Origin of the sequence: Microvirga sp. RSM25 (genome assembly GCF_044784385.1) — a bacterium.
GTDB lineage: Bacteria > Pseudomonadota > Alphaproteobacteria > Rhizobiales > Beijerinckiaceae > Microvirga > Microvirga tunisiensis.
Genome location: NZ_CP173039.1, coordinates 5,054,360 through 5,076,200, shown reverse-complemented (window position 1 = coordinate 5,076,200; position 21,841 = coordinate 5,054,360). Strand labels below are relative to the sequence as shown.

Annotated in this window: 13 protein-coding genes, 1 tRNA gene and 1 pseudogene; 3 read left to right on the top strand and 12 right to left on the bottom strand. The window is 62.3% G+C overall.

Annotated features, from left to right (window positions below; translation table 11 throughout):
- Positions 1–26 precede the first annotated feature (26 nt).
- The 5 genes from ACD578_RS24090 to ACD578_RS24070 form a co-directional block, all read right to left on the bottom strand.
- Positions 27–1,154, bottom strand: a complete 1,128-nt coding sequence (locus ACD578_RS24090; protein WP_404289177.1) for an ABC transporter ATP-binding protein — start codon at positions 1,152–1,154, stop codon at positions 27–29.
- A 35-nt stretch (positions 1,155–1,189) separates the two neighbouring features.
- The gene (locus ACD578_RS24085) at positions 1,190–2,428 is read right to left on the bottom strand and encodes an ABC transporter substrate-binding protein (protein WP_404289175.1); all 1,239 of its coding nucleotides are present in this window, start codon (positions 2,426–2,428) and stop codon (positions 1,190–1,192) included.
- A 48-nt stretch (positions 2,429–2,476) separates the two neighbouring features.
- The gene (locus ACD578_RS24080) at positions 2,477–4,312 is read right to left on the bottom strand and encodes an ABC transporter permease (protein WP_404289173.1); all 1,836 of its coding nucleotides are present in this window, start codon (positions 4,310–4,312) and stop codon (positions 2,477–2,479) included.
- A 233-nt stretch (positions 4,313–4,545) separates the two neighbouring features.
- A complete protein-coding gene (locus ACD578_RS24075) occupies positions 4,546–5,616 on the bottom strand; it encodes a LacI family DNA-binding transcriptional regulator (RefSeq protein ID WP_404289171.1) in 1,071 nt (356 codons plus the stop codon).
- Between the two features lie 288 nt (positions 5,617–5,904).
- Complete coding sequence (locus ACD578_RS24070) at positions 5,905–6,534, bottom strand: LysE family translocator (protein ID WP_404289169.1); 630 nt, start codon at positions 6,532–6,534, stop codon at positions 5,905–5,907.
- Positions 6,535–6,815: 281 nt separating this feature from the next.
- Between ACD578_RS24070 and ACD578_RS24065 the strand changes: the two genes are divergently transcribed.
- The 3 genes from ACD578_RS24065 to ACD578_RS24055 are packed head-to-tail and all read left to right on the top strand — an operon-like array spanning position 6,816 to position 12,261.
- Positions 6,816–7,568, top strand: a complete 753-nt coding sequence (locus ACD578_RS24065) for an ImuA family protein (RefSeq protein WP_404289167.1) — start codon at positions 6,816–6,818, stop codon at positions 7,566–7,568.
- Positions 7,486–8,988 (top strand): DNA polymerase Y family protein, encoded by a 1,503-nt coding sequence (locus ACD578_RS24060; protein ID WP_404289165.1) that lies wholly within the window; start codon positions 7,486–7,488, stop codon positions 8,986–8,988. Before ACD578_RS24065 ends, ACD578_RS24060 begins: the two co-directional genes overlap by 83 nt.
- A gap of 18 nt (positions 8,989–9,006) precedes the next feature.
- On the top strand, positions 9,007–12,261 hold the full coding sequence (locus tag ACD578_RS24055; protein ID WP_404289163.1) for an error-prone DNA polymerase: 3,255 nt from the start codon (positions 9,007–9,009) through the stop codon (positions 12,259–12,261).
- Positions 12,262–12,392: 131 nt separating this feature from the next.
- On the opposite strand, the gene ACD578_RS24050 is transcribed toward ACD578_RS24055, so the two are convergent.
- From ACD578_RS24050 to ACD578_RS24020, 7 genes and pseudogenes are all read right to left on the bottom strand, one after another.
- On the bottom strand, positions 12,393–14,795 hold the full coding sequence (locus ACD578_RS24050) for a DNA translocase FtsK (RefSeq protein ID WP_404289161.1): 2,403 nt from the start codon (positions 14,793–14,795) through the stop codon (positions 12,393–12,395).
- Between the two features lie 575 nt (positions 14,796–15,370).
- Positions 15,371–15,622, bottom strand: a complete 252-nt coding sequence (locus ACD578_RS24045; RefSeq protein ID WP_404289159.1) for a hypothetical protein — start codon at positions 15,620–15,622, stop codon at positions 15,371–15,373.
- 592 nt (positions 15,623–16,214) lie between these two features.
- Positions 16,215–18,203, bottom strand: a complete 1,989-nt coding sequence (locus tag ACD578_RS24040; protein WP_404289157.1) for an HWE histidine kinase domain-containing protein — start codon at positions 18,201–18,203, stop codon at positions 16,215–16,217.
- A 379-nt stretch (positions 18,204–18,582) separates the two neighbouring features.
- On the bottom strand, positions 18,583–18,948 hold the full coding sequence (locus tag ACD578_RS24035) for a nitrile hydratase accessory protein (RefSeq protein WP_404294016.1): 366 nt from the start codon (positions 18,946–18,948) through the stop codon (positions 18,583–18,585).
- Positions 18,949–18,952: 4 nt separating this feature from the next.
- Positions 18,953–19,611 (bottom strand): annotated as a pseudogene (gene nthB / locus ACD578_RS24030) (nitrile hydratase subunit beta).
- The gene (nthA, locus tag ACD578_RS24025; protein ID WP_404289155.1) at positions 19,608–20,237 is read right to left on the bottom strand and encodes a nitrile hydratase subunit alpha; all 630 of its coding nucleotides are present in this window, start codon (positions 20,235–20,237) and stop codon (positions 19,608–19,610) included. Before nthA ends, nthB begins: the two are co-directional and overlap by 4 nt.
- A 216-nt stretch (positions 20,238–20,453) precedes the next feature.
- Positions 20,454–20,551, bottom strand: a tRNA-Lys gene (locus tag ACD578_RS24020).
- Between the last annotated feature and the right edge of the window lie 1,290 nt (positions 20,552–21,841).

Sequence of the window (21,841 nt, the reverse complement as noted above, 5' to 3'; positions counted from 1 at the left end):
GGTCGGCCTCCGGCCGAGGGCCACCTTCAGGCTGCGTGGGAGGCTCCGATGACAGCTTGCGCCAACGGGAGCCGGTTCCCGCTACCTTTGTCGAAGAAGGTGAGTTGGTCGGCGGGAAACTCGATCCAGAGGTTCTTCTTCGGCAGAGAGGTCTCGAAACGTGGAATAAGCGCCGTGACCCGATGCCCCTTGACCGAGAGCGAGATGATCGTCTGCGATCCGGTGGGCTGGACGATGTCAACCTCGGCCGACAGGCTGAACGGACCCTGCCGCTCGACAATCACAATGTTCTCCGGGCGGATCGCAAACGTCACTGGGCCGTCTGCGCCCTGCAGGCCTGCAGGGGCGGGAATGTCCGTGCCCTCGAAGCGTGCGACCCGCTCACCTCCCGACGTGCTCAGAATTCCGTCAAGAAGGTTGATCCTGGGATCGCCGATGAATTCGGCGACGAAGAGATTGGCGGGATTGTGATAGATCTCGTAGGGCGAGCCCTGCTGCTGGATGACGCCGTCCTTCATCACCACAATGATGTCCGACATGGTCAACGCCTCGACCTGGTCGTGCGTGACGTAGACCGTGGTGGCCTGCAGTTCGCGATGCAGTCGCTTGAGCTCGGTGCGCATCTCCGTTCTGAGCTTCGCGTCGAGGTTCGACAGCGGCTCGTCCATCAGCAGGATCGAGTTGCGTGCCGCGATCAGGCGGGCCACCGCCACCCGCTGCTGCTGACCGCCCGACAGCTCGGACGGGTAGCGGTCCGCAAGCCCAGTCAGCTGAACCTTCGCGAGCGCTTCAGAAAGGCGCTCCTTGACCACCTGCGCCGGCTGCTTCGCCTCCGAGAGCGCCAGAGTGATGTTCCTGTCGACCTTCATGTTGGGCCACAGAGCGTAGCTCTGGAAAATGAAGCCGAGGCCGCGCCGCTCAGGCGCGACGAAGACGCCGGTCCGGTTGGAGTAGACTGTCTTGCCGCCGAGCACGACCTCGCCCGTGGTGGCCTGCTCAAGGCCGGCGATGACGCGCAAGGTCGTGGTCTTGCCGCAGCCCGACGGCCCGAGCAGGGTCACGAAGCTGCCCTTCGGGATATCGAGATCGAGACTCGGAAGGGCCAGATGGCTTCCGTACGACTTCGTGATGTTTCTGAGGGTAATTTCAGACATGGGCACTCTCTCGTGCGGAAGCCATTCAGGTCGGGTTATCGGCTCGTCTCGGCCATCCAGAAGTCGCTGATCTTCGCGATGTTGTCTTTCACGAATTCAGGTGATGCTGTGAGCTTATTGGCCTTGGGCCACATCTCGCTGTAGGGCGGCGGCGGAACGTCGGTCCGCGGGGAGAAGGTGCCGACCTGGTAAAAGGCGGCCATGCCCTGCAGGAGTTCCAGCGACTGCCCGGACCGGAATGGAGGCTTGAGCTCCGAAGTGGCATTCAGGTCCTTGCTGCCCATCAGGAACGCCACAAAAACCTTCGCTGCGTTCGAATGAGGTGCCTGTCCAGCCACAGCCACGTAGGTCGGGTAGGAGAACAACGCCGCGGGCTGCAGGTCGTAGGGGATCGCATTCGCGTAGTTGTCGCTCTGGTTCTTGGTCAGATAATGGATGACCGAGAACGCCATCGGCGGCTTGGTCTGGCCGCGAAGACCGACCGCGGTCGCGATCTTCGAGCTGTTGTCGGAGATGACGATGTCGTTGCCGATCAACCGGTGCAGGAACTCGTAGCCCGCGCTCTCGACTCCCGACGAGAGTTCGAGCTTCTTGCCGTAATGCTGCTCGTAGGCCTTCTGCATCTCCTCGGAATGCTCAACGATAGCGGCTAGCATCATCAACGTGGTGAGCGAGCCGGCTGGCGACTTCATGGAGAAGCGGCCCTTCCATTGCGGCTCGGTCAATTCCCAGATGCTCTTGATTGGCGGCTTCGGATAGGCCTCCGAGTTGTAGAGGAGACCGTAGGCTTCGATCACATGGGTTAGCAGCGGTTCGCGGTGCTCGGCGGGGACCCTGTCCGTCAGATAGGACGGCACGTAGTTGACGATGCGGTGGTTGGGGAGCAGGTCGAACACCATCTGCTCGGTCCCGCCCGAATAGATCACGTCCGCCGCGTAGACGCCGGCCTGGTGCTCGCGCACGACCTTCTCGATGGTCTTCTCGGAACCGAGGTCGTAGGCCTTGACCTTAATCTCGGGATAGAACTTGGCAAAGTCCTCGGCCACCTTCAGCATCGTGCCGGACGAGGAATAGACAACGACCTCGCCCTCCTTCTTCGCATTGGCGACAACCTCGTCCCAATTCTCGTTCTTCTGGTACGGGCCGAGCTGGCTCTTCTGCAGCCAGGAATCCCACTTGGGATCAGCCTGCTGCGCCAGGGCTGGCGACGCCAATACAAGAGTCAGGGCTCCGGCCACGATCCAAGCTTTGGCACTGCGGAACGTCGGTGTCATGATGCGCTTCCTCCTTCGTTTCTCATTTTGTCGATCCGGATGGGGCGGTCAGGCTGCTCCGATCCGTGCCTTCGTTGAGAAGGCACGGACGACCAGGTTGACCACAATCACGATGGCGACGAGCAGCACGGTCGCGACGCCGACGAGTTGGGGCATGTCCTGGTTCTGGTAGTTGTAGATGACGCCGGCGAGCACGTTGGTGGACGGCGTGACAAGCAGGATAATAAGCGAAAGCTCCCGCATGATGCTGATGAAGCTGAGGAGCATGCCTGACAGAAGACCGCCGGCGGCGATGGGCACGATGATCCGCATCATGCGGCGGAACCAACCGATGCCTTGGACGCGGGCCGCCTCCTCCAGCGACTTGTCGATCTGCAGGAGCGCCGCGATGCCGGTGCGGGAGGTGAAGGGCAGCGTCTTGACCGAGCAGATCAGAACGAGAAGCGCGAAGGTGCCATATAGCGCCGGGATCGGCCCGAACGGGCGGGCGAACATGCCGATATAGATTGCGCCGAAGGCCAGGGCCGGGAAGATGTACGGCAGGAAGGCCACGAGTTCCAAGGCACGTGATGTAAGCGAGCCGCGGGTCCTGACGACGACATAGCCGATGAGGAAGCCGAAGATGCCGGTCGTCATGGCCGTGAGGAACGCCAGCTTGAGGCTGTTCCAGGTGGCATCAATGATGTTGCCATTGTCCACGAGCGCCGCCTGTAGCTGGTCAACACCCTCGCCTCCCCCGCCGATCCAATAGTGCAGGGTCAGGTTGCTGAGGCTGTAGTTGCCGGCCGTCTTGATCAGCGATTGCAGGATCAGCAGGACGAGCGGGAAGGCAACGGCCGCCGTCATAAGCAGCATAACGAGGATGAAGAGTGGCCAGCGCCATCGTCCGAGATCAATCTCCTTGCTGCGGAAGCCCTTGCCGGAGAGGGTCACAAAGCTCTTGCGGACACCGATGAGGCGCTGGTTGATGAATATGAACAGACAGGCGAGAACCACGAGCACCAGCGCCAGCAGGAAGCCGTCGCCCGCATTGCGCGTTCCCATGGCGGCATAGATCTGGGTCGGCAGCACGAAATAGCGCACCGGCATGCCGAGCACGGCGGGCGTGCCGAACGATCCGACCACGCGGATGAAGGTCATCACAACCGCGGAGCCGATGGCTGGCAGCAACAGTGGCGCAGTGATCCACAGGAACTGCTTGAGGCGCGAGAGGCCTGCCATCGCCCCTGCTTCCTCAAGCTGGCTGTCGACGCTCGTGATCGAGCTCGACACCGAGAGATAGGAGTAGACGTAGTAGTGCAGAGACATGCAGATGATGATCGGGATAGGGCCATAGGCGATCCAGTCCGGCGGCTGCACGCCGAAGAAGTACGCGAAGGCGCCTGACGCCCCACCGATGCGGTCGTTCTTGAAGAACGTGATCCAGGCCAGCGCCATCACCCACGACGGAAGCATGTACGGGATCATCACCAGCGTGTGCAGGAAGTTCCGGAACGGAATGTTGGTGCGCACGATCAGCCAGGCGAGGCCCGCGCCGTAGACAAGACAGATGGCAGTGGCGGCAAAGGCCGTGACCAGCGAGTTGAAGAAGGGCTTGTAGAAAATCGCCCAGGAGAGACGGCCGGCGAAGACGCGTTCGTAGTGAAAGAGCGTGAACTCGCCCGGCTGGGCTTTGGGCAAATAAGCCCGATCATAGGGCTGAACAGTGAGGGTCTCCCGGATCAGCTCGAACAGTGGAACGAGAACCAGCCCCCCCAACACAACGGCGAGCAGGATGCCGAGGAGGCGTTCCGGCCGGGTGAAGAAGTGCCGCAGGTGGCCCAGGACAGCCCTTGCAGAAAATCCATTCGATGGGGTTTGTGCTGGCGCCGCAGAACTTGTCATTCCATCATGTCCTTCTCGGAGCCGGGTGCCGGCAAAAAGCGTTTCCCATCCGCGGCTGACTTTTGGGTGCTCTCGTCCGGCCTTGCCGGAGGGCGGTCAGCTCGCGCTCTTCAACCCGAGCCTGCTGCAGCGCGACGAGGCCGCTTAAGGATCATAGGAGAGAAGTCACGGAAGCTTTGCACACGTGTGCAAAGCTTGCAAGAGGCATTCTGAATAAGGAATGGACAATCGGATCAGGTGTTGAACCGGACGGTCGCCCGCTCGACGAGTTCTACTGGAAGGATCTCATGCACGAGGGCCGTACCCTTCCCGTGCATCTCTCGTTCAATGGCCGCCAGCACGGATCCGGTCAGATCGCTCATCGACTGCCTGACAGTCGTCAGGCGATAGGGAGCCCATGCCGATTGCGGGATATCGTCGAAGCCGATGACCGAGAGATCCTCGCGTATGCGCCGTCCCATCCCGCGGGCGCCATCGAGAAAGCCGAGCGCCAAGAGATCGGTGACGCAGAACACGCCGTCAAGGTCATGGGAGGCGAGCAGACCTTTGGCGGCCTCCATGCCGGTCTCGTAGGTGGTCTCGTTCAATGCCCAGACAGCGGGCTTGATCCCGGCTTCCTCAATGCAATCCGTGAAGGCAACGCGTCGGCGGATCTGGGTTGGCGTGCGGGCCCCGCTGCCCACGACGCCGATGCGCCGGCACCCGGCCCGGAGGAGCCGCTCGGCCGCGATGCGCGCGCCACCAAGATCGTCGCTGACAATCGTGTCCGCTTCGGTATCGTCGGCCTGCCGGTTGACAAGGATCACCCGCACGCCGTTGGCCACGCACTCGTCGATGATGGACGAGGGCGGCGAGCCGGACATCACCACGATGGCCCGCACGCGGAACTCCAAAATGAGTTCGATCAGCGGCGTGATCCCCTGCTCCGCCTCTGCGGCGTTCAGGAGCAGGCACTGCATGCCGCGCCTAAGAAGTGCGCGGCTCAACTCGTCGAGCTGGCGCGCCATGAAGGGCAGGGACAGATTGGCGCCGACGACGCCGACTAGGTTGGACTGATCGCTGATCAGGCTTCGGGCCAGGCGATTGACCCGGTATCCCAGGGTCTTAGCGGCCTCCTGCACCCGATGCCTCACATCGGCTGAGACGCTGGCCCCTGGCGTGAACGTGCGCGACACGGCCGAGCGGGAGACGCCGGCGAGGCGGGCCACGTCTTCTGCCGTCACGAAGTTACGCACTGCGCGGTCGCGTTTCAGATGATCTTCACGATCTGAAGGCGCCTCTATTGGGACTTGCTCCGCGTCCATTGATGCTCTGCGTGAATTCGACGGCTGTGCGGGAAAGACGGATTTGCGTCAAACCTCACATGAAAATCTATGCACACGTGTTCAGCTTAGGCAAGCGTTGAGAACGGTAACCTGTGCACCCAAATTTGCGGGAGCCGAGGGTCCGTTCCGGGTCAATTGGGTCTTTAAGCGCAGCCGTGTAAAGGTCCGCTTGCCGCGCAGGTGCGGGCGTTCGGCCTCCTTCAGTGCGTGTCATGAGCAGACATTAGGTCGACCCGCGTCAGTCCGGTCACCGATGACGGATGCTGGTTACTTGCGCGTCGCGAGGGCTGCGGTGGCACCAAGACCGATGAACGAGATGCCCGCGAACCAGCGCTGCAAGCGCAGGAAGCGCCGGTTGCGGCGGAGGAAATCGCCGGTGGCCCCGGCCACCAGCGCGAACATCCCATCACTCATGATCCCGAGCCCCATGAAGGTGAGGCCGAGGATGAGGATCTGCCAATGCACCGCGCCTCGCGCGGGATCGACGAACTGCGGCAGGAAGGCGAGGAAGAAGATCGCCGTCTTCGGGTTGAAAAGATTGACCACGAAACCGTCGCGGAAGACCCGGCGCAAAGGCTCAGTTGGCACTGCGGGCGCTTCGGGATCAGGGTCCTTGGCCAAGAGGGTGCGGATGCCGATCCAGATGAGATAGGCGGCGCCGAGATACTTGATGATCGCGAAGGCGAGCGCCGATGACACGACGAGGGCTGAGAGACCAACGGCCGCCGCGGTGATGTGGACGATGGTGCCGAGATGGATCCCAAGCACCGAGACCAGCCCGGCGGCCCGCCCCTGCTCGACCGAACGAGCGACGATAAAGAGCACCGCCGGGCCGGGCGTCAGCAGCAGCACCACGGACGCGACGATGAACAATCCCCACAGGGTCAGATCGGGCATAGGTTGTTGTCCTCACGTAGCTCTGCGAGCAAGCCACATCTCGGTGATCGGGACAAGAGACCACTCCTTTCCTTAGGAAGGTCCACTTATCCCTTCAACATCGGACATTGGGGTAAGGTCAGCCTCATGCCAGAAGCTGCCCCTTGTTGAGGCGACCAGCAAGGCTGTACGAAACATTCTTCTCCCCAAAATTCACAACTACCACTACGTGCATTTGACTCATTTCCGTATGGGAACATAATAAGAACATTCTCGACACAAACTTGAACAGGCACGGAATCATGCATGCCGGGCAACAGGACAGGCTTGCCGATTTGCGGCACCGGATTGCCCGGCTCGAAGGTGGCTCTCAGAAGATCAAACCTCTGCCCTTCGGTCTTCGCGAGATCGACGGTCATTTGCCAGGAGGCGGCTTTGCCCGGGGTGCCCTGCACGAGATGATCGAGGCGGGGCTCGCCTCTGAGTTCGCCGGCAGCACGACCCTGTTCACCGCAGGCATCGCAGCCCGCCTCAGGGGGCCTGTGCTCTGGTGCCTGACTCGCCGGGACTTGTTCGCGCCCGGCCTCTTGCGCGCCGGCCTGCACCCAGACCGTGTGATCTATGCCGAGGCGGAGCGCGAGGGAGAGATCCTGCCGCTCATCGAAGAAGGCCTGCGCGAGAAAGGGCTGGCGGCCGTTGTCGGCGAGGTCACGCGCCTCGGCCTGACCGCCTCGCGCCGTCTGCAACTGGCGGCTGAAGCCACGGGCGTCACTGCCCTGGTGATCCGGCGCTGGTGGACTCTGGCGGAGAAGGATCTGGTCTATCTGCCAACTGCAGCCGTCACACGCTGGCGGATTGCTCCTGCCTTATCCGAACTTATGCCCGCTCCCGGTCTTGGACGGGAACGCTGGCACGTCGAGCTCCTGCGCTGCCGTGGCGCCGAACCCCGTACCTGGATTCTGGAGGCCTGCGATGCGAAGGGTCGTCTCGCTCTACCTGCCGACCTGGCCGACCGATCGGATCAGGCGGCGGACCGGCGAGCCACCGCGTCATGAGCCCCTCGTGACCGTGCACACGGTCGGGTCACGCCGCGTCGTGCGTGCGGCCTGTGCGGCTGCGCAAGAACTCGGCCTCTACACCGGCATGGCGCTCGCTCAGGCACAGGCCTTGGTGCCCAACCTGCACATGGTCGAGGCAACCCCGGACGAGGACGACGCCTCGTTGCGGGAGTTGGCGCGCTGGGCCATCGGCTACTCGCCCGTGGTGGCGCTCGATCCTCCCGATGGCTTGTGGATCGACATTGCCGGCGTGGCGCATCTCTTCGGCAGCGAGGAAGAATTGCTCCGGGATCTGATCAGCCGCCTGACGCGGCAGGGGATCGCTGCCAAAGCGGCCGTCGCCGATGTCCCGGGAGCCGCCTGGGCCGTCGTCCGCTACGGAGCCGGCGGTGTCGTCCCGACAGGCCGGACCGTGGACGCGGTGGCGACCCTGTCGATCCGGGCCTTGCGGATCGCCCCGGACAAGCTCAGCGCCCTGCACCGGCTCGGCATCGAGCGCGTGGGTCAATTGGCTGCCATGCCGCGCGCGCCTCTGGTCCGGCGCTTCGGCCGGGATGTGGCGTTGCGCCTCGATCAGGCTCTTGGCCATGAGTTCGAGCCCATCACGCCGACGATCCCCAAGGACACTCCGACCGCGTCTCTTGCCTTTGCGGAGCCCATCGGCCGGCTTGAGGATCTCAACCGCGTGGTGCTGCGCCTTGCCACAGATCTGTGCCGGCAACTGGAGCGCCGCGGGAAAGGGGCGCGCCGGCTCGACCTCCTTGTCCAGCGGGTCGATCAGAAGAGCGCCTGCCTGCGCGTCGGCACCGCCAGGGCCAATCGGGATGCGACGCATCTCGCCAAACTCTTCGACGAGCGGCTGCAAACGATCGATCCCGGGTTCGGGATCGAGGAGGTTGTCCTTGTCGCCAGCAAGATCGAGCCGCTGACGGAGACGCAGGTCCAGGCGCAAGGCCTCGGTGATGAGGACGCTGGCAACGCGGATATGGGCCAGCTCGTCGACCGTCTCGGCGCTCGCATCGGCCTGAAGAAGGTCTACCGTCTTGCACCCGTTCAGAGTCTCGTGCCTGAGCGCATGGCACGCAGGATCCCGGCACTCGCGCCGCCGACAGGTGCAGTCTGGCCGGAGAACCTGCCGCGGCCCACGCGCTTGCTCAATCCGCCCGAGCCCGTGGTGGCCACTGCCCTGCTCCCGGATCATCCTCCACGCTTCTTCGTCTGGCGCAAGGTCCGCCACTCCGTCGCCAAGGCCGATGGCCCTGAGCGCATCACGCCGGAATGGTGGAACGGCGACAAGGGTTCGTTCGCCCGGGACTACTACCGCGTCGAGACCGAGCAAGGCGGGCGCTACTGGATCTTCCGCGATGCACCCACCGCCGAAGGCGGACGCTGGTGGATGCACGGCTTCTTCTCATGATGGACGACCACCCCTCGCATGTATGCTGAACTCCAGGTCACGACCCATTTCTCGTTCCTGCGCGGCGCCTCGAGCCCGCAGGAGCTGTTCGAGCAGGCGAAGCTTCTGGGCATCACGGCGCTGGGCATCACCGACCGCAACTCGCTGGCCGGCATCGTGCGCGCATACGAAGCGTCGCGGGAGACCGGCGTTCGTCTTATCGTGGGTTGCCGGCTCGATCTCATTGATGGCACGTCGCTTCTCGTCTATCCGACGGATCGGGCAGCCTATTCGCGCCTATGCCGGCTACTCAGCATCGGCAAGAGCCGCGGCGGCAAGGGGCAGTGCCATCTTGCCTGGGATGACGTGGCAGCCTGGAACGAAGGCCTGATCGCCATTCTCCTGGGCGATGAAGCGGATGCTGTCATCGATCAAAACCTCGCACGTCTCAAGAGCACCTTCGGCAACCGTGCCTACATGGCACTGATCCGGCGCTTTGCGCCCAACGAGCATCTGCGCCTTCATGCCATCGAGCAGGCGGCACAGGCAGCGAGAGTGCCGTCGATCGCCGTGGGCGACGTGCTCTATCATCACCCGGACCGCCGCCGCTTGCAGGATGTCGTCTCCTGCATTCGTGAAGGCTGCACCATCGACGAGGCCGGTTACCGGCTGGAACGGCATGCCGACCGCTATCTCAAGGATCCGGTCGAGATGGGACGTCTGTTCGAGCGACATCCCGAGGCCTTCCGGCATGTGCATGAAGTCCTCGATCGCTGCACGTTCAGCCTCGACCAACTGCGCTACCAGTACCCGTCCGAAACGGAGCCCGGCGAGACCGCCCAGGAGAAGCTGGAACGCCTGACCTGGGAGGGGGCAAGGAAGCGCTATCCAGATGGCATTCCCGATGTGGTCGCGACGACCTGCCGCCATGAGTTACGCCTAATCGAGGAGCTGGGATATGCGCCGTACTTCCTCACCGTCCACGCCATCGTCTCGTTCGCCCGATCGCGGGGCATCTTATGCCAGGGGCGCGGCTCGGCGGCGAACTCCGCCGTGTGTTTCGTGCTCGGCATCACGTCGATCAATCCCACCGAGCATGACCTGCTCTTCGAACGCTTCGTCTCCCAGGAGCGACGTGAGCCACCGGACATCGACGTCGACTTCGAGCACGAGCGGCGCGAGGAAGTGATCCAATGGATCTACGACACCTACGGCCGCCATCGGGCAGCACTCACCGCTGTTGTCTCCTGCTACCGCGCCCGAGGCGCCGTGCGCGAGGTCGGCAAGGCGCTCGGTGTCCCCGAGGATGTGACAGCCGGTCTCTCCGGCCTTGTCTGGGGCTGGGGCAATGATGGCGTCTCGGACAAGGAGGCAAAGGAGCTCAACCTCAACCTCGACGATCCGCGCCTGCGCATGACCTTGGAGCTCGCCTCAGAGCTCATCGGCGCGCCGCGCCACCTCTCGCAGCACCCGGGTGGCTTCGTGCTGACGGAGGAGCGTCTCGACGATCTTGCCCCCATCGAGCCGGCCGCGATGGAAAACCGCCAGGTCATCGAATGGGACAAGAACGACATCGACACCCTGAAATTCATGAAGGTCGACGTGCTGGGCTTAGGGATGCTGGGTTGCATGCGCCGTGCCTTCGATCTGCTGCGCGAGCACAAGGGCGAGGACGTCGACATCGCGACGATCCCGAGCGAGGATAAAGCCACTTATGCGATGATCCAGAAAGCTGACACGGTCGGCGTGTTCCAGATCGAGAGCCGCGCCCAGATGGCGATGCTGCCGCGCCTCAGGCCAAAGACCTTCTACGACATCGTCATCCAAGTCGCGATCGTGCGTCCGGGGCCGATCCAAGGCGACATGGTGCATCCGTACCTGCGCCGCCGCGAGAGACGCGAGGAGCCTGAGTATCCAAGGCCCGAGCTCAAGCGCGTGCTCGACAAGACGCTCGGTGTGCCTCTGTTCCAGGAGCAGGCCATGCGGGTGGCCATCGAATGTGCAGGTTTTACTCCCTCCGAAGCCGACCAGCTCCGGCGCGCCATGGCGACCTTTAAGTTGACGGCCGGCGTGTCCAAGTTCCGCGACAAGCTGATCCAAGGCATGACCGCTCGCGGCTACGACGCGGCCTTTGCCGAACGCACCTTCAAACAGCTCGAAGGTTTCGGCTCGTACGGCTTCCCGGAAAGTCATGCCGCGAGCTTCGCCAAGATCGCCTATGCCTCGTCCTGGATGAAATGCCACCACCCGGACGTGTTCTGCTGTGCCATCCTCAATTCCCAGCCCATGGGCTTTTATGCGCCTGCTCAACTGGTGCGGGATGCACAGGCTCATGGAATCGAGGTACGTCCTGTCGACGTCAACCACTCGCGCTGGGACTGCGCCCTAGAGCCGACCGGAAACCCGCGGCGGCTGGCCGTCCGCCTCGGCCTCAGGATGGTTCATAGTCTCTCCAATACGGATGCCGCCATGATCTCGATCGCCCGGGCGGAGCAGCCTTACTCCTCGATCGAGGATCTCCGGCGGCGTGCTGGTCTTCCTGCGGCGGCCCTTGAACACCTTGCTCAGGCCGACGCCTTCGGCTCTCTAGGTGACGACCGGCGTGAAGCGCTCTGGACCATCGAAGGCATGGCGGACGAGGTATTGCCGCTGTTCGCTGCCGCGGACAAGCGCGAGCGCACAATCCAACCTGAGGTGATCGAGCCCGAGATCGAACTCGCTCCCATGACCGAAGGCCGCGAAGTCGTGGAGGACTATCGCTCCATCGGGTTGACACTGCGCCGGCATCCGCTGTTCTTCCTGCGCCAGGAACTGACCGAGCGCCGGATCCTGTCCTGCTCCGATCTTCACCAACTCCGGGATGGGCAGCGTATCACGGTGGCGGGTCTTGTCCTCGTGCGTCAGAAGCCCGGCTCCGCCAAGGGCGTGACGTTCATGACCATCGAGGACGAAACCGATGTGGCCAATCTCGTGATCTGGTCCACGGTGTTCGAGAAGCATCGGCGGCTGATCCTCTCGTCCGGCATGATCGGGTGCCGCGGCCGGCTTCAACGTGAGGGCGGCATCACCCACCTCATCACAGAGCATTTCATCGACCTGTCGGATCTCCTGCGCTCCGTGGCGGATCGCGATCAGTCTCTGCGGCTACCCTATGGACGAGGTGACGAGGCAAGGGTTGGAACGCGCGATTGGCTCCGCAGCGGCACACAGGAGTTTAGCGAGCAGACAAAGTCTGATAGGCCGGATCTCGTAAACGAAGCGGTCATCAAGGTGGCGACCCGGGACTTCCGCTGATGGGGATCATGCCACGACCTCTCGGCACATGCGTGGGAACACAAGGGCCGCCATGAGCCATCTTCCCATAAAAGAAGAGGTCCCATGGAAGCACGGGACCTCTTCTCGAGGCATTGCAGCGGATGTCCTTGCTAGTCCTCAAATTCTCCACGCAGGATCTCTCGCTTACCTGCATGGTTGGCTGGGCCGACGATCCCTTCCTTCTCCATCCGCTCCATGATGGAAGCCGCCCGGTTGTAACCGATCTGCAGCCGGCGCTGGATGTAGGAGGTTGACGCCTTTCTGTGCCGCAGGACGATGCTGACGGCCTGCTCGTAGGCATCACCTGACGCGAAACCGGCATCGTCCTCATCGATAAGCAACCCGGGAACTTCCAATTCCTCCGGTGCCTCATCGTCAGCTGTGACGGCGTCGAGATAGACTGGTTCACCCTGACGCTTGAGGTGGTTGACCACCTTCTCGACCTCCTCGTCCGAGCAGAACGGCCCGTGTACGCGCGTGATCCGGCCGCCGCCGGCCATGTACAGCATGTCGCCCTGGCCTAAGAGCTGCTCGGCGCCCATCTCGCCCAGGATCGTGCGGCTGTCGATCTTCGAGGTGACCTGGAACGAGATCCGGGTCGGGAAGTTCGCCTTGATCGTGCCGGTGATCACGTCCACCGACGGGCGCTGGGTCGCCAGGATCACGTGGATGCCGGCCGCGCGCGCCATCTGGGCCAGGCGCTGGATCGCGCCCTCGATCTCCTTGCCGGCCACCATCATCAGGTCGGCCATCTCGTCGACGATCACCACGATGTAAGGCATGGGCGTCAGGTCGATGGTGATCTCCTCGTAGACAGCCCTTCCCGTTTCCTTGTCGAAGCCGGTCTCGACAGTCCTAGTAATCACCTCACCTTTAGCGTTGGCGTCGACCACGCGGGCGTTGAAGCCGTCGATGTTGCGCACCCCAAGCTTCGACATCTTGCGGTAACGGTCCTCCATCTCGCGTACTGCCCAGCGCAAGGCGACAATCGCCTTCTTGGGATCCGTGACCACCGGGGTGAGCAGGTGCGGGATGCCGTCATAGACTGAGAGCTCGAGCATCTTCGGGTCCACCATGATCAGGCGGCACTGCTCGGGCGTGAAGCGGTACAGCAACGACAAAATCATGGTGTTGATCGCCACCGACTTGCCCGACCCGGTGGTGCCGGCGACCAAGAGATGCGGCATGCGGGCGAGGTCGGCGATCACCGGCTCGCCGCCGATGGTCTTACCCAGGCAGATCGGGAGTTTCTGAACTGACGCCTGAAAATCCGCCGCTTCCAGCATTTCGCGCAGATACACCGTCTCACGGGTCTCGTTCGGCAGCTCAATGCCGATGGCATTGCGCCCCGGTATCACCGCCACGCGCGCCGAGACCGCGCTCATCGAGCGCGCGATATCCTCCGAGAGCGCAATGACACGCGAGGATTTGACGCCAGGCGCGGGCTCAAGTTCGTAAAGAGTGACCACTGGCCCTGGATGGACATGAATCACCTCACCCTTCACACCGAAGTCGCGGATGACCTTCTCCACACGTCCGGCTCTCTCCTCGAGAATATCCTCGGTAAGAATCTCTCCCTGACGCTGCGGTGGCGGGGCGAGAAGCTCGATGGAGGGAAGCTCGTACCCGGCACTCCTTCCCTGCTCCTGAACCGCACGCTCGCTGATCGGGAAATCGATCACCTGCCCTGTCTGGCACGGAAGCACAGGTGCGACTTCTACGGCATCTATAGCGGGCGCCTTAGGGGCGTATGTTGGGGCCTGCGCAACAGCAACAACCTCGCTCACGGATTCAACGGGCGCGAACTCATTCCCGTACAGGGCGAGGTATGCCATGTCGAAGCTCCCCGTTTGATCAATGACAGCCGCCACGTCTGAAGCAACCTCCAACGGCTCCTGGGCGAGTGCATCATCCGTATCAATCTCAGAGAATGCGAGCTCAACCACGGCCTCCTCAGGTCGAGTGCTATCATCCACCTCGCGCTGTTCCTCTACGGAAGGCTCCTGATCAGCCTCCGTCAACGGGCCGGAGATCTCAACAGACCCAGGTGCGACAACGATCCGGTACAGGGCGGATTGGAAAGCGAAGGCCGAGAAGGTCAGGTTCGCCCGCTCTACAGGAACAGGCAGCAGCGTTTCCGTATGAAAATCGGAAACCGCCTCAACAATCGATTGGGAGACCTCCGCTTCCACAGCAGGATCCGACACGATTTCAAGGCTCACCTCCGGGAACCGCTCGACCCTAACAGGATCGCTATTGATCGATAGGTCCTCGTCCTCTGCAATGACGATCTCTATCATGGCAGCTGCTTCCTCGACGCCGACGTCCTCCGACACAGGTTTCGTCGTGGGAGCCAACTCCGTCTTCACCTCAGCATCAAGAGCATCGGATACCCTTGCTTCGACTGCTGCCCGAAGTCTTTCAAGACGATCACGGATCGTCTCCTGCCCCGCCTGACTTTCCTCTCGAGCAGCGCGAGCGATCTCCGTAGCCTCGTCGGTGCTCAGGGTCACCACATTCGTGTCCGACTGCTTCTTGATAAAACGGTCAGGGGTCCGTGTCGCTCTGACATCCTTCGACAATTCAAAAGCCTGCCACCAACCGGGTTCCGCTTCTCCGACTGACGACCACGGAGCTTGCCAAACCGGCTGCATGCTGTTCCCGGGTTCCACGTTCCCGTTCCTTCGAACCTCCAATGCACTTGCGGCATCCCGACCGTCGTTCTGGATTGCAGCAGGGAGAAAATCATTAGGCTTGAATGACTTATGCATGAGTTCTTCTGATTCCGTTGAGGCAGACCGGGGGTGCTGCTGCCGTCCGGGACTGTCACTCATCGGGGTAAAGAGAGAGTTATTGGCGGGCCGATCGCTGGGGGTGGTCCTCCTTGACCCGGACGCGGCGCCACCGCATTGCAGGCCGATGACAAGGATCAGCGATCGTCATGAACCCGCGCCCCGGAGAGTCTGCCCTGCCGGAGAGCAGGCTTGGTCGGCAATCGTGTGAGGTGCGGCAGGTCCATTCGAGCTGCCGTTCAACCTCCAACCTCCTGGGGTAGCTGACCGCTTACCATGGCAGGCAACGGGCAATCTCAGTGCGCAGTCACTACCTGTGCTTCTTCTCTTAACCCTGAGTTGTTGAGCGTCGGCACGGCCGCATCGGCCGAATGCGAGGCCGAACGCACGATCTGGGTCGGCTCGAAGGCCTGAGAGAAGGAACGGGAACGGTTGCGCAGATCCATGAGCGCACGCAACTCGGTCGCCGACAGATCCATCGCCTTGGCGTCCCGCCAACGCCTACGGAACTTGGGCTTGCTTGAGAAGAGCCCCCAAGCGCTCTTCACTTCCTCTTCCACCTGCAAAATGATCCGTCCGGAAAAGGATTTCCGGAGGTTGAAACGCCCCGTCATAGCCATTGTTCTTGTCCTTGTGATTTGGATCTTCGATCCGACGCCTCCCTAGCAGCACGAGATCGCCAAAGGCTTAAGCCACAAGGTAAACGCCGCCGGATCGCGCTGAGGAATTCGTAACCTAGACATTGACAGATTCCGTCCGAACATCACCGCGAAACCGGATCATTGGCCAGCTCTCACATGAGGCTCCCTCAGCAGTTCAGAGAACATATCAGCATGCCCAGCGATCAGGTCAGGAGAGGACATGTGTCGAAATTCCACCAGAGAAGCTCGAGTGGGATCGGCTCGGTCCTTGCACGAAGTACTTCGTGACGCCATCGCCCCGGAGCCTCACCTGCCAGAATGGCATGAACGAAGTTGCATCGATGAAACTCGTTCCTGCCGACTTGCTACGAACCGTTTCGTAGCCTGCTGATCATAGGCCGTTGAGTGATGTCGCAGGCGAGTTCGCCCAAGCTGCACGAGCCTCCATGGATCGGGAACGCAGTTCGCCAGAAGCGTGGACCCGTTCGCAAGGCTCGGCTCAGGCCGTCCGCTGGCCAGCGGATTCCATCGGCACAACCATCGTGCAGCTTACCCCTTCCCGCTCGAACCGGATGTCGAGATGTCCGGCGAGTTCCCGGGTGATGATCTGCCGCAACAAGCGCGAGCCGAATCCCAGAGTTGGCTCCGTCTCGATTGAGGGTCCGCTCAACTCCCTCCAGGCGATGGTCAGCAGGGCGTCCTTGCGGTCAATCTTCCAGTCAACCTCTACCTGACCCGCGGCTGACGACAGGGCTCCGTACTTGGCAGCATTGGTGGCAAGCTCATGAAAGGCCATCCCCGAGACCACCGCGGGCTTGGGCGGAAGCTGCACCTCAGGACCACTCAGCCGGACGCGAGACGGAGCCGTCAGATAAGGTCCGAGTTCCGTCTCCAGAATTGTCTTAAGGGAAGCTCCCTCCCAATGCGTCTCGTTGAGTAGATTATGCGTACGTGAGAGCGCCAGCAAGCGTTCCTGGAAGCGTTCCTGCGCCACCTGCGGCGGCATTCCCGAACGACTGGATTGCCAAGCCAGCGACTGCACCGTGGCGAGCGTGTTCTTCACTCGGTGGTTCAACTCGTCGATGAGCAGCCTCTGGCGCCGGTCGGCCTCCCTCCGCTCGGTGATGTCCTCGACCACCCGCACCGCATAGAGGAAGGCACCGGCCGCGTCCCGCACCGCCGTGCTCGTCACGCGCGCCCAGCCGCGACTACCGTCCTTACGCCGGAATTTGCTGTCGGTCGTGTAGGCGTTCAGTTCACCCGCGACCTGGCACCCGAAGAGACCGAGATCCTGATCCAGAATCGCTGGGTCGGTCGCATGGCCGAAGTGCAGACCAATCAGCTCCTCCCGGGTATGGCCGGTGAGCCGACAGCGGGCCTCGTTCACCGAAATGAAGCGTCCATCCCGGTCGACTTCCGCGATGCCCACGGCGGCGTTGTCCTGGGTAGCGCGCAGACGGGCTTCGCTCCGGCCCAGTGCGGCCTCCCGCTCGCGAAGTTCCGTCGATGCCGCGGCGAGCGCAATGCTGACCCGGTCGATCTCGACCAGCCCCGTGTCTGGCACTGTCAAAGGCTCGCCTCGGCCGACGCGCTGTGCCTGACCGACCAATCCTTGTACAGGGACGGAAATGCGCCGTCCGAACGCCCGGGCCAGAAGAATCGAAAGCAGGAGCAGGCTGACCCCCAACCCGAGCAAGGTCCACAGCGACTGGCGCAGCGGGGCTCGGACGATGTCGGCCGGAACACCAACAAACGTCGTCCAGCCCGACACGCCAGAGCGGGCATAGGCGCCGAGCACTTCCGTCCCCTCGAGGTTGCGCCCTTCCCAGATGCCGTCGGCCTCGCGAGGTGCCCTCAGGAACTCCTCGGGCGCCGGCGTTCCCATGAAGGTGTCGTGCCGCCGTGACCGGGCCACGACGCGATCGGCCCGGTCGATTACGGTGGCGACCCATGACGCAGGCAAATTCTGGGTGAGCAGAGTATCCGCGATCCGCCGCGGCTCGACAGCCATGGAAAGAACATGCGTGACCGTGTCGTCCTTGAAAACCGGAACCCGGATGCTGATGATCGGCCGCGCTGCCGTGGCCCCCGTGAAGAGATCCTGGACCACCGGGCGCTTCGTCGCAATCACCTGCTGGTCGATCGGCAGATTGGCGCCCTTCGGCAAAGGACTGCCCCAAGGCAAACGGGTGTTGGCCACCTGCTGGCCCCTGGTGTCTCGCACCACGACAGCGTAGTCGTCCGGTCTTCGCTGCGACCAGGATTGCAGGGTCATCTGGGCTTGGCGCTGGAAGGCCTCGAAATTGCCCTCCAACAGCGACGAGGAGGTCGCGAGCGCCTGAGCGGCTGCCTGGAGGCCCACGAGCTCTCGGTCGACAGCGGCCGTGATGCGTTGGGCGGTGGCAAGCGCCTCCTCCTCATAGCGACCGCGCTCCGCGCTGGCGTAGCGCCACAACAGGACGGCCGCGAACATCAGGCTGGGCAGCACGAGGGCCGCGCCGAACGCTATTAGGCACTGACGAATTGTGTAATGTCGCGCAGGGAACATGCGGATTAAATACCGCTGTTGACGAGCAAGTCGAGCGATCAAACCCGGTGACTTCATGCCGAATGGGCTTCCTCGCCAAGAGACGAAGTCGTCGGTGGCTCTGTCCGGCACTCTCCGATTTTACAGCTTGGCTGGTCCGCCTTCGGGTCAAATGCGACGCGAGGCATCGCCACCTGAATGTCTGCTTTTCCAGTCGATGCGGAAGTCTGGTCAGGAGCTGCTTTCAGTGAGAGACTTAGCCCTCGGTCGCCCGCGAAAGCGGGAGGGCAAGGCGTGCGAGCGGTTCACCGTCGCCACGCACGCCTTCGTGGTTCGCAGGTCAGCGGAGTGGATCGTTCTCGAGCAGGATCGGCTGCCCGTGCGGGGTCGCGTGTGCCGCACGGTCCCATGCGCCACGGCGCTCCGCCAGCGCCTGCTCGGTTGCAATGCCCTTGTCACTGACCAACTGCTCAATCGCGGTCAGCCAATGCTGATAGTAAGTCGAACCGTCGTCGCAATCCCCCGCCGCCTGGGCGCGCTTGATCGTGACCGAGAGGGCTGCAGCCCACTCGGTCCAGGTAAACAGGCCCCGCTCGTACAGGGCTAACGTCATCGCGAAGGCCTGGGCTTCCCAAGGCTCCCGGAAGACAGGTGCTCCATCATCGCCGCGGGGGATCGGTGCAATCTCGGCGGCCGCGCGAGCCATCTCCTCATGCTGGCTCAAGATAGCTCTCCCAGGCATCGATGGATACGGTGAGGGTCGTATCGGCCTCCTCCCCCAAAGCTCCCGGCCCGAGAAGCAGACGGTGTAGAGCCATTGCGGCCGCTCGCCGTCACCCCGCGCATTCGCGTCCGGGAACACGTGGGCGCCATGGACCCATTCAACGACCCCGATCCTGCCACGGGCATAGCGCGGCAGACGTGTGTGGCCCGTGGGGTGCATGTTGCGGGTGCGGACCCGATCACCAACGGCAAAGCGCGCCGGCTGCTCGATCGGGCGCTCTGTCGGGCCGCCGCGGGCCAGCACGGCCGGCACATTCTCCGCCTTGAGCACGCGCTTGACCGGCGCAGGCTTCGCAAGCGATTGGCCGCGCGTCAGTTCCTCCTGGGAGACGAGGCCTGCCGCAACCACCAGCTTTTCGACACCCTTGGTCCAGATCTCATAATAGCTCGAGGTGAGATACTCGGCAGGCAGCAAGGACTCGCGGGCGTGCCGGCTCATGTCGAGGTTCCAGCTGCCGGTGGCACCCATCGCCAGGGTCAGGCCGAAGGCCCGTCGCTCCCACTCAGCATGGAACCACGGCTCATCCTGCTCGATGGCGATCGGGCCAAAGCCCATCATACCGCCGAGGTCTTGAGCGCCATTCATCGAACGGCCTCCGGTTGCCGAGCGAGACCGGTGCCGATCATGGAATCGCGGGTCACGAGCTGCGCTAAATCCTCCTCGCCCATGCCGTCTGTCCCCTCGGGCCGCACGGGAATGACCAGGTAACGGATCTCCGCCGTCGAATCCCAGACCCGAATGCGGGTGGTCTCCGGCAGGCTGACACCAAACTCAGCCAAGACGCCGCGCGGATCGAGCACGGCGCGGGAGCGATAAGGGGCGGATTTGTACCAGACCGGGGGCAGGCCGAGCACCGGCCAGGGGTAGCAGGAGCACAAAGTGCACACGACCATGTTATGCTCGTCGGGTGTGTTCTCGATCGCCACCATGTGCTCGCCTTGGCGGCCGATGAATCCCAAGGAGGCGATCGCGGCCGTAGTATCCTTGCGCAGCCACTCGCGATAGGCAGGGTCCGCCCAGGCTTTCGCCACCACCTTGGCGCCGTTGCGAGGTCCCACCTTGACCTCATAGGTCTCGACCAGAGCGTCAATGGCCACTGGATCGACATAGCCCTTCTCCACCAGAAGCGATTCGAGAGCGCGCACCCGCAGCTCGATCTCGGAGAGGTGGCTATGGTCGTCATGATCGTGGTGGTGATGGTGCTGGCTCATGTGGATAGACCTGCCCGGATCTCTGCATGGGGCAGCATGCTAACCGGAGGACGACAGCAACGCCAGCCGTTGGACCCGGCATCGGCTGGGAAGTATCAACCCCAGGCCAAAAGCAACTGCAGCCGCGAAGTGCGTCTGGTGCTCACTATGTGATTACTGGGCTTGAAGCGCGCGACCTGCCGGAGGGCCACACACGCGCTAAGTCTCTGGAAGGTATGGTGAGCGCGCTGGGACTCGAACCCAGGACCCTCTGATTAAAAGTCAGCAGGTCTGTGGTTCTAAACTGCGATACCTGAAACTGACTTGTAACGCCCGCCTCAGCCCACCCAGTAGCACCGGAGGTCGGCTGGACTGTAGTCCACTCCGGTGGTCCACAAGGGCTCAGAGGCACGGTCTGAAGCCCTTGCAGAGCCTGGATTTTGTGAAGTGGAGGAGAGTCTCCCCTCTCCGCCACTATCCAAGTCACTGAAATTGCAGATTGCTTTTCTCAAATTCTCTTGCTCTTAGGTGCGGGATTTCTTTTACTAATTTCAGGATAGCAGTTTTCTCTGCGAGCCTCTTTAGGCGTCAAAGAGAGCCGTCGAGGCGCTAAATACTACCCCATTCTCCACCATGAGGCGCCCCAGTCTGGTTGCGGCACAACGGGTAATTCCATACTTGTAACCTGAAGGCTGATCAATATCCGCTCTTCGAAGTCCACTGAGCGCCCCTTCCCAGATGCCCCTCCCTGAGAGCATCTCTTAGACAAATATGCGCCGATGCGGATTGGAAGCGTTAGCCTCGAGAACAATGGGCTTGGCATTAGAGACAGAATCCGCAGGTTCCCTTTGCACCGGAACTAGGCCTTTCTCCCTCAAGGCATCTATAGAGTCGTGAACTGCCACCCCTGGTTGCAACAGGCCAGGCTCATTCTATTGCTCAGCTTATGGAAATCGGCAAGCAGACTATCCACCGCAAAGGATCAGGGTTGGGCAGCATGCGCCCGATCAGGAATCATCATCGAGAATTTCCGCGGCTACCGGGAGCGGACGGAAATCGGCGTCGCGATCTCACTTCTATCATCGCTGCAATGACGTCGGGAAGAGTACAATCATGGAGGCGCTTGGTGAACACACGCTCGAACGTAGCGCTCCGGCGTGCCGTCCGGGAAAGCATCGGCGCGTTTGACTTGGTCATGACAGCTATACCTCTCCAGCCGACACCCGGAAGAAGGCATCGGACGAGATCCAAAAGGAGCTTCCGACCTTCGTCCTGATCCGAGCTGACCAGCCAGTTTCCTTATTTCGTAGAGAACCGGTCTCCAGTTCTTGGGCATCTGATGGCAGTGTTGATCCCTCCCTGCGGCATAGGATGGCAGCACGCTCCAAGCACATCATGATCTTCAGGACGGTCAGTCTACTATAATTCGCCAGAATACCACTGGAGATATAAGGTTCCGCAGTTCTGCAATCCGTCGGTGAGCCGGATCTGAAAATCCAGTTTCAGTCTGACGCCGATGGCTGTCGCTTGCCCATCAACAGCAGCAATTACTCTGGAGCGGTAGAGCCCAAGGTTTCTTCGGCTTGGTCATGCCCAGACCGACGGCAGACCGTGGCTGATAGCAT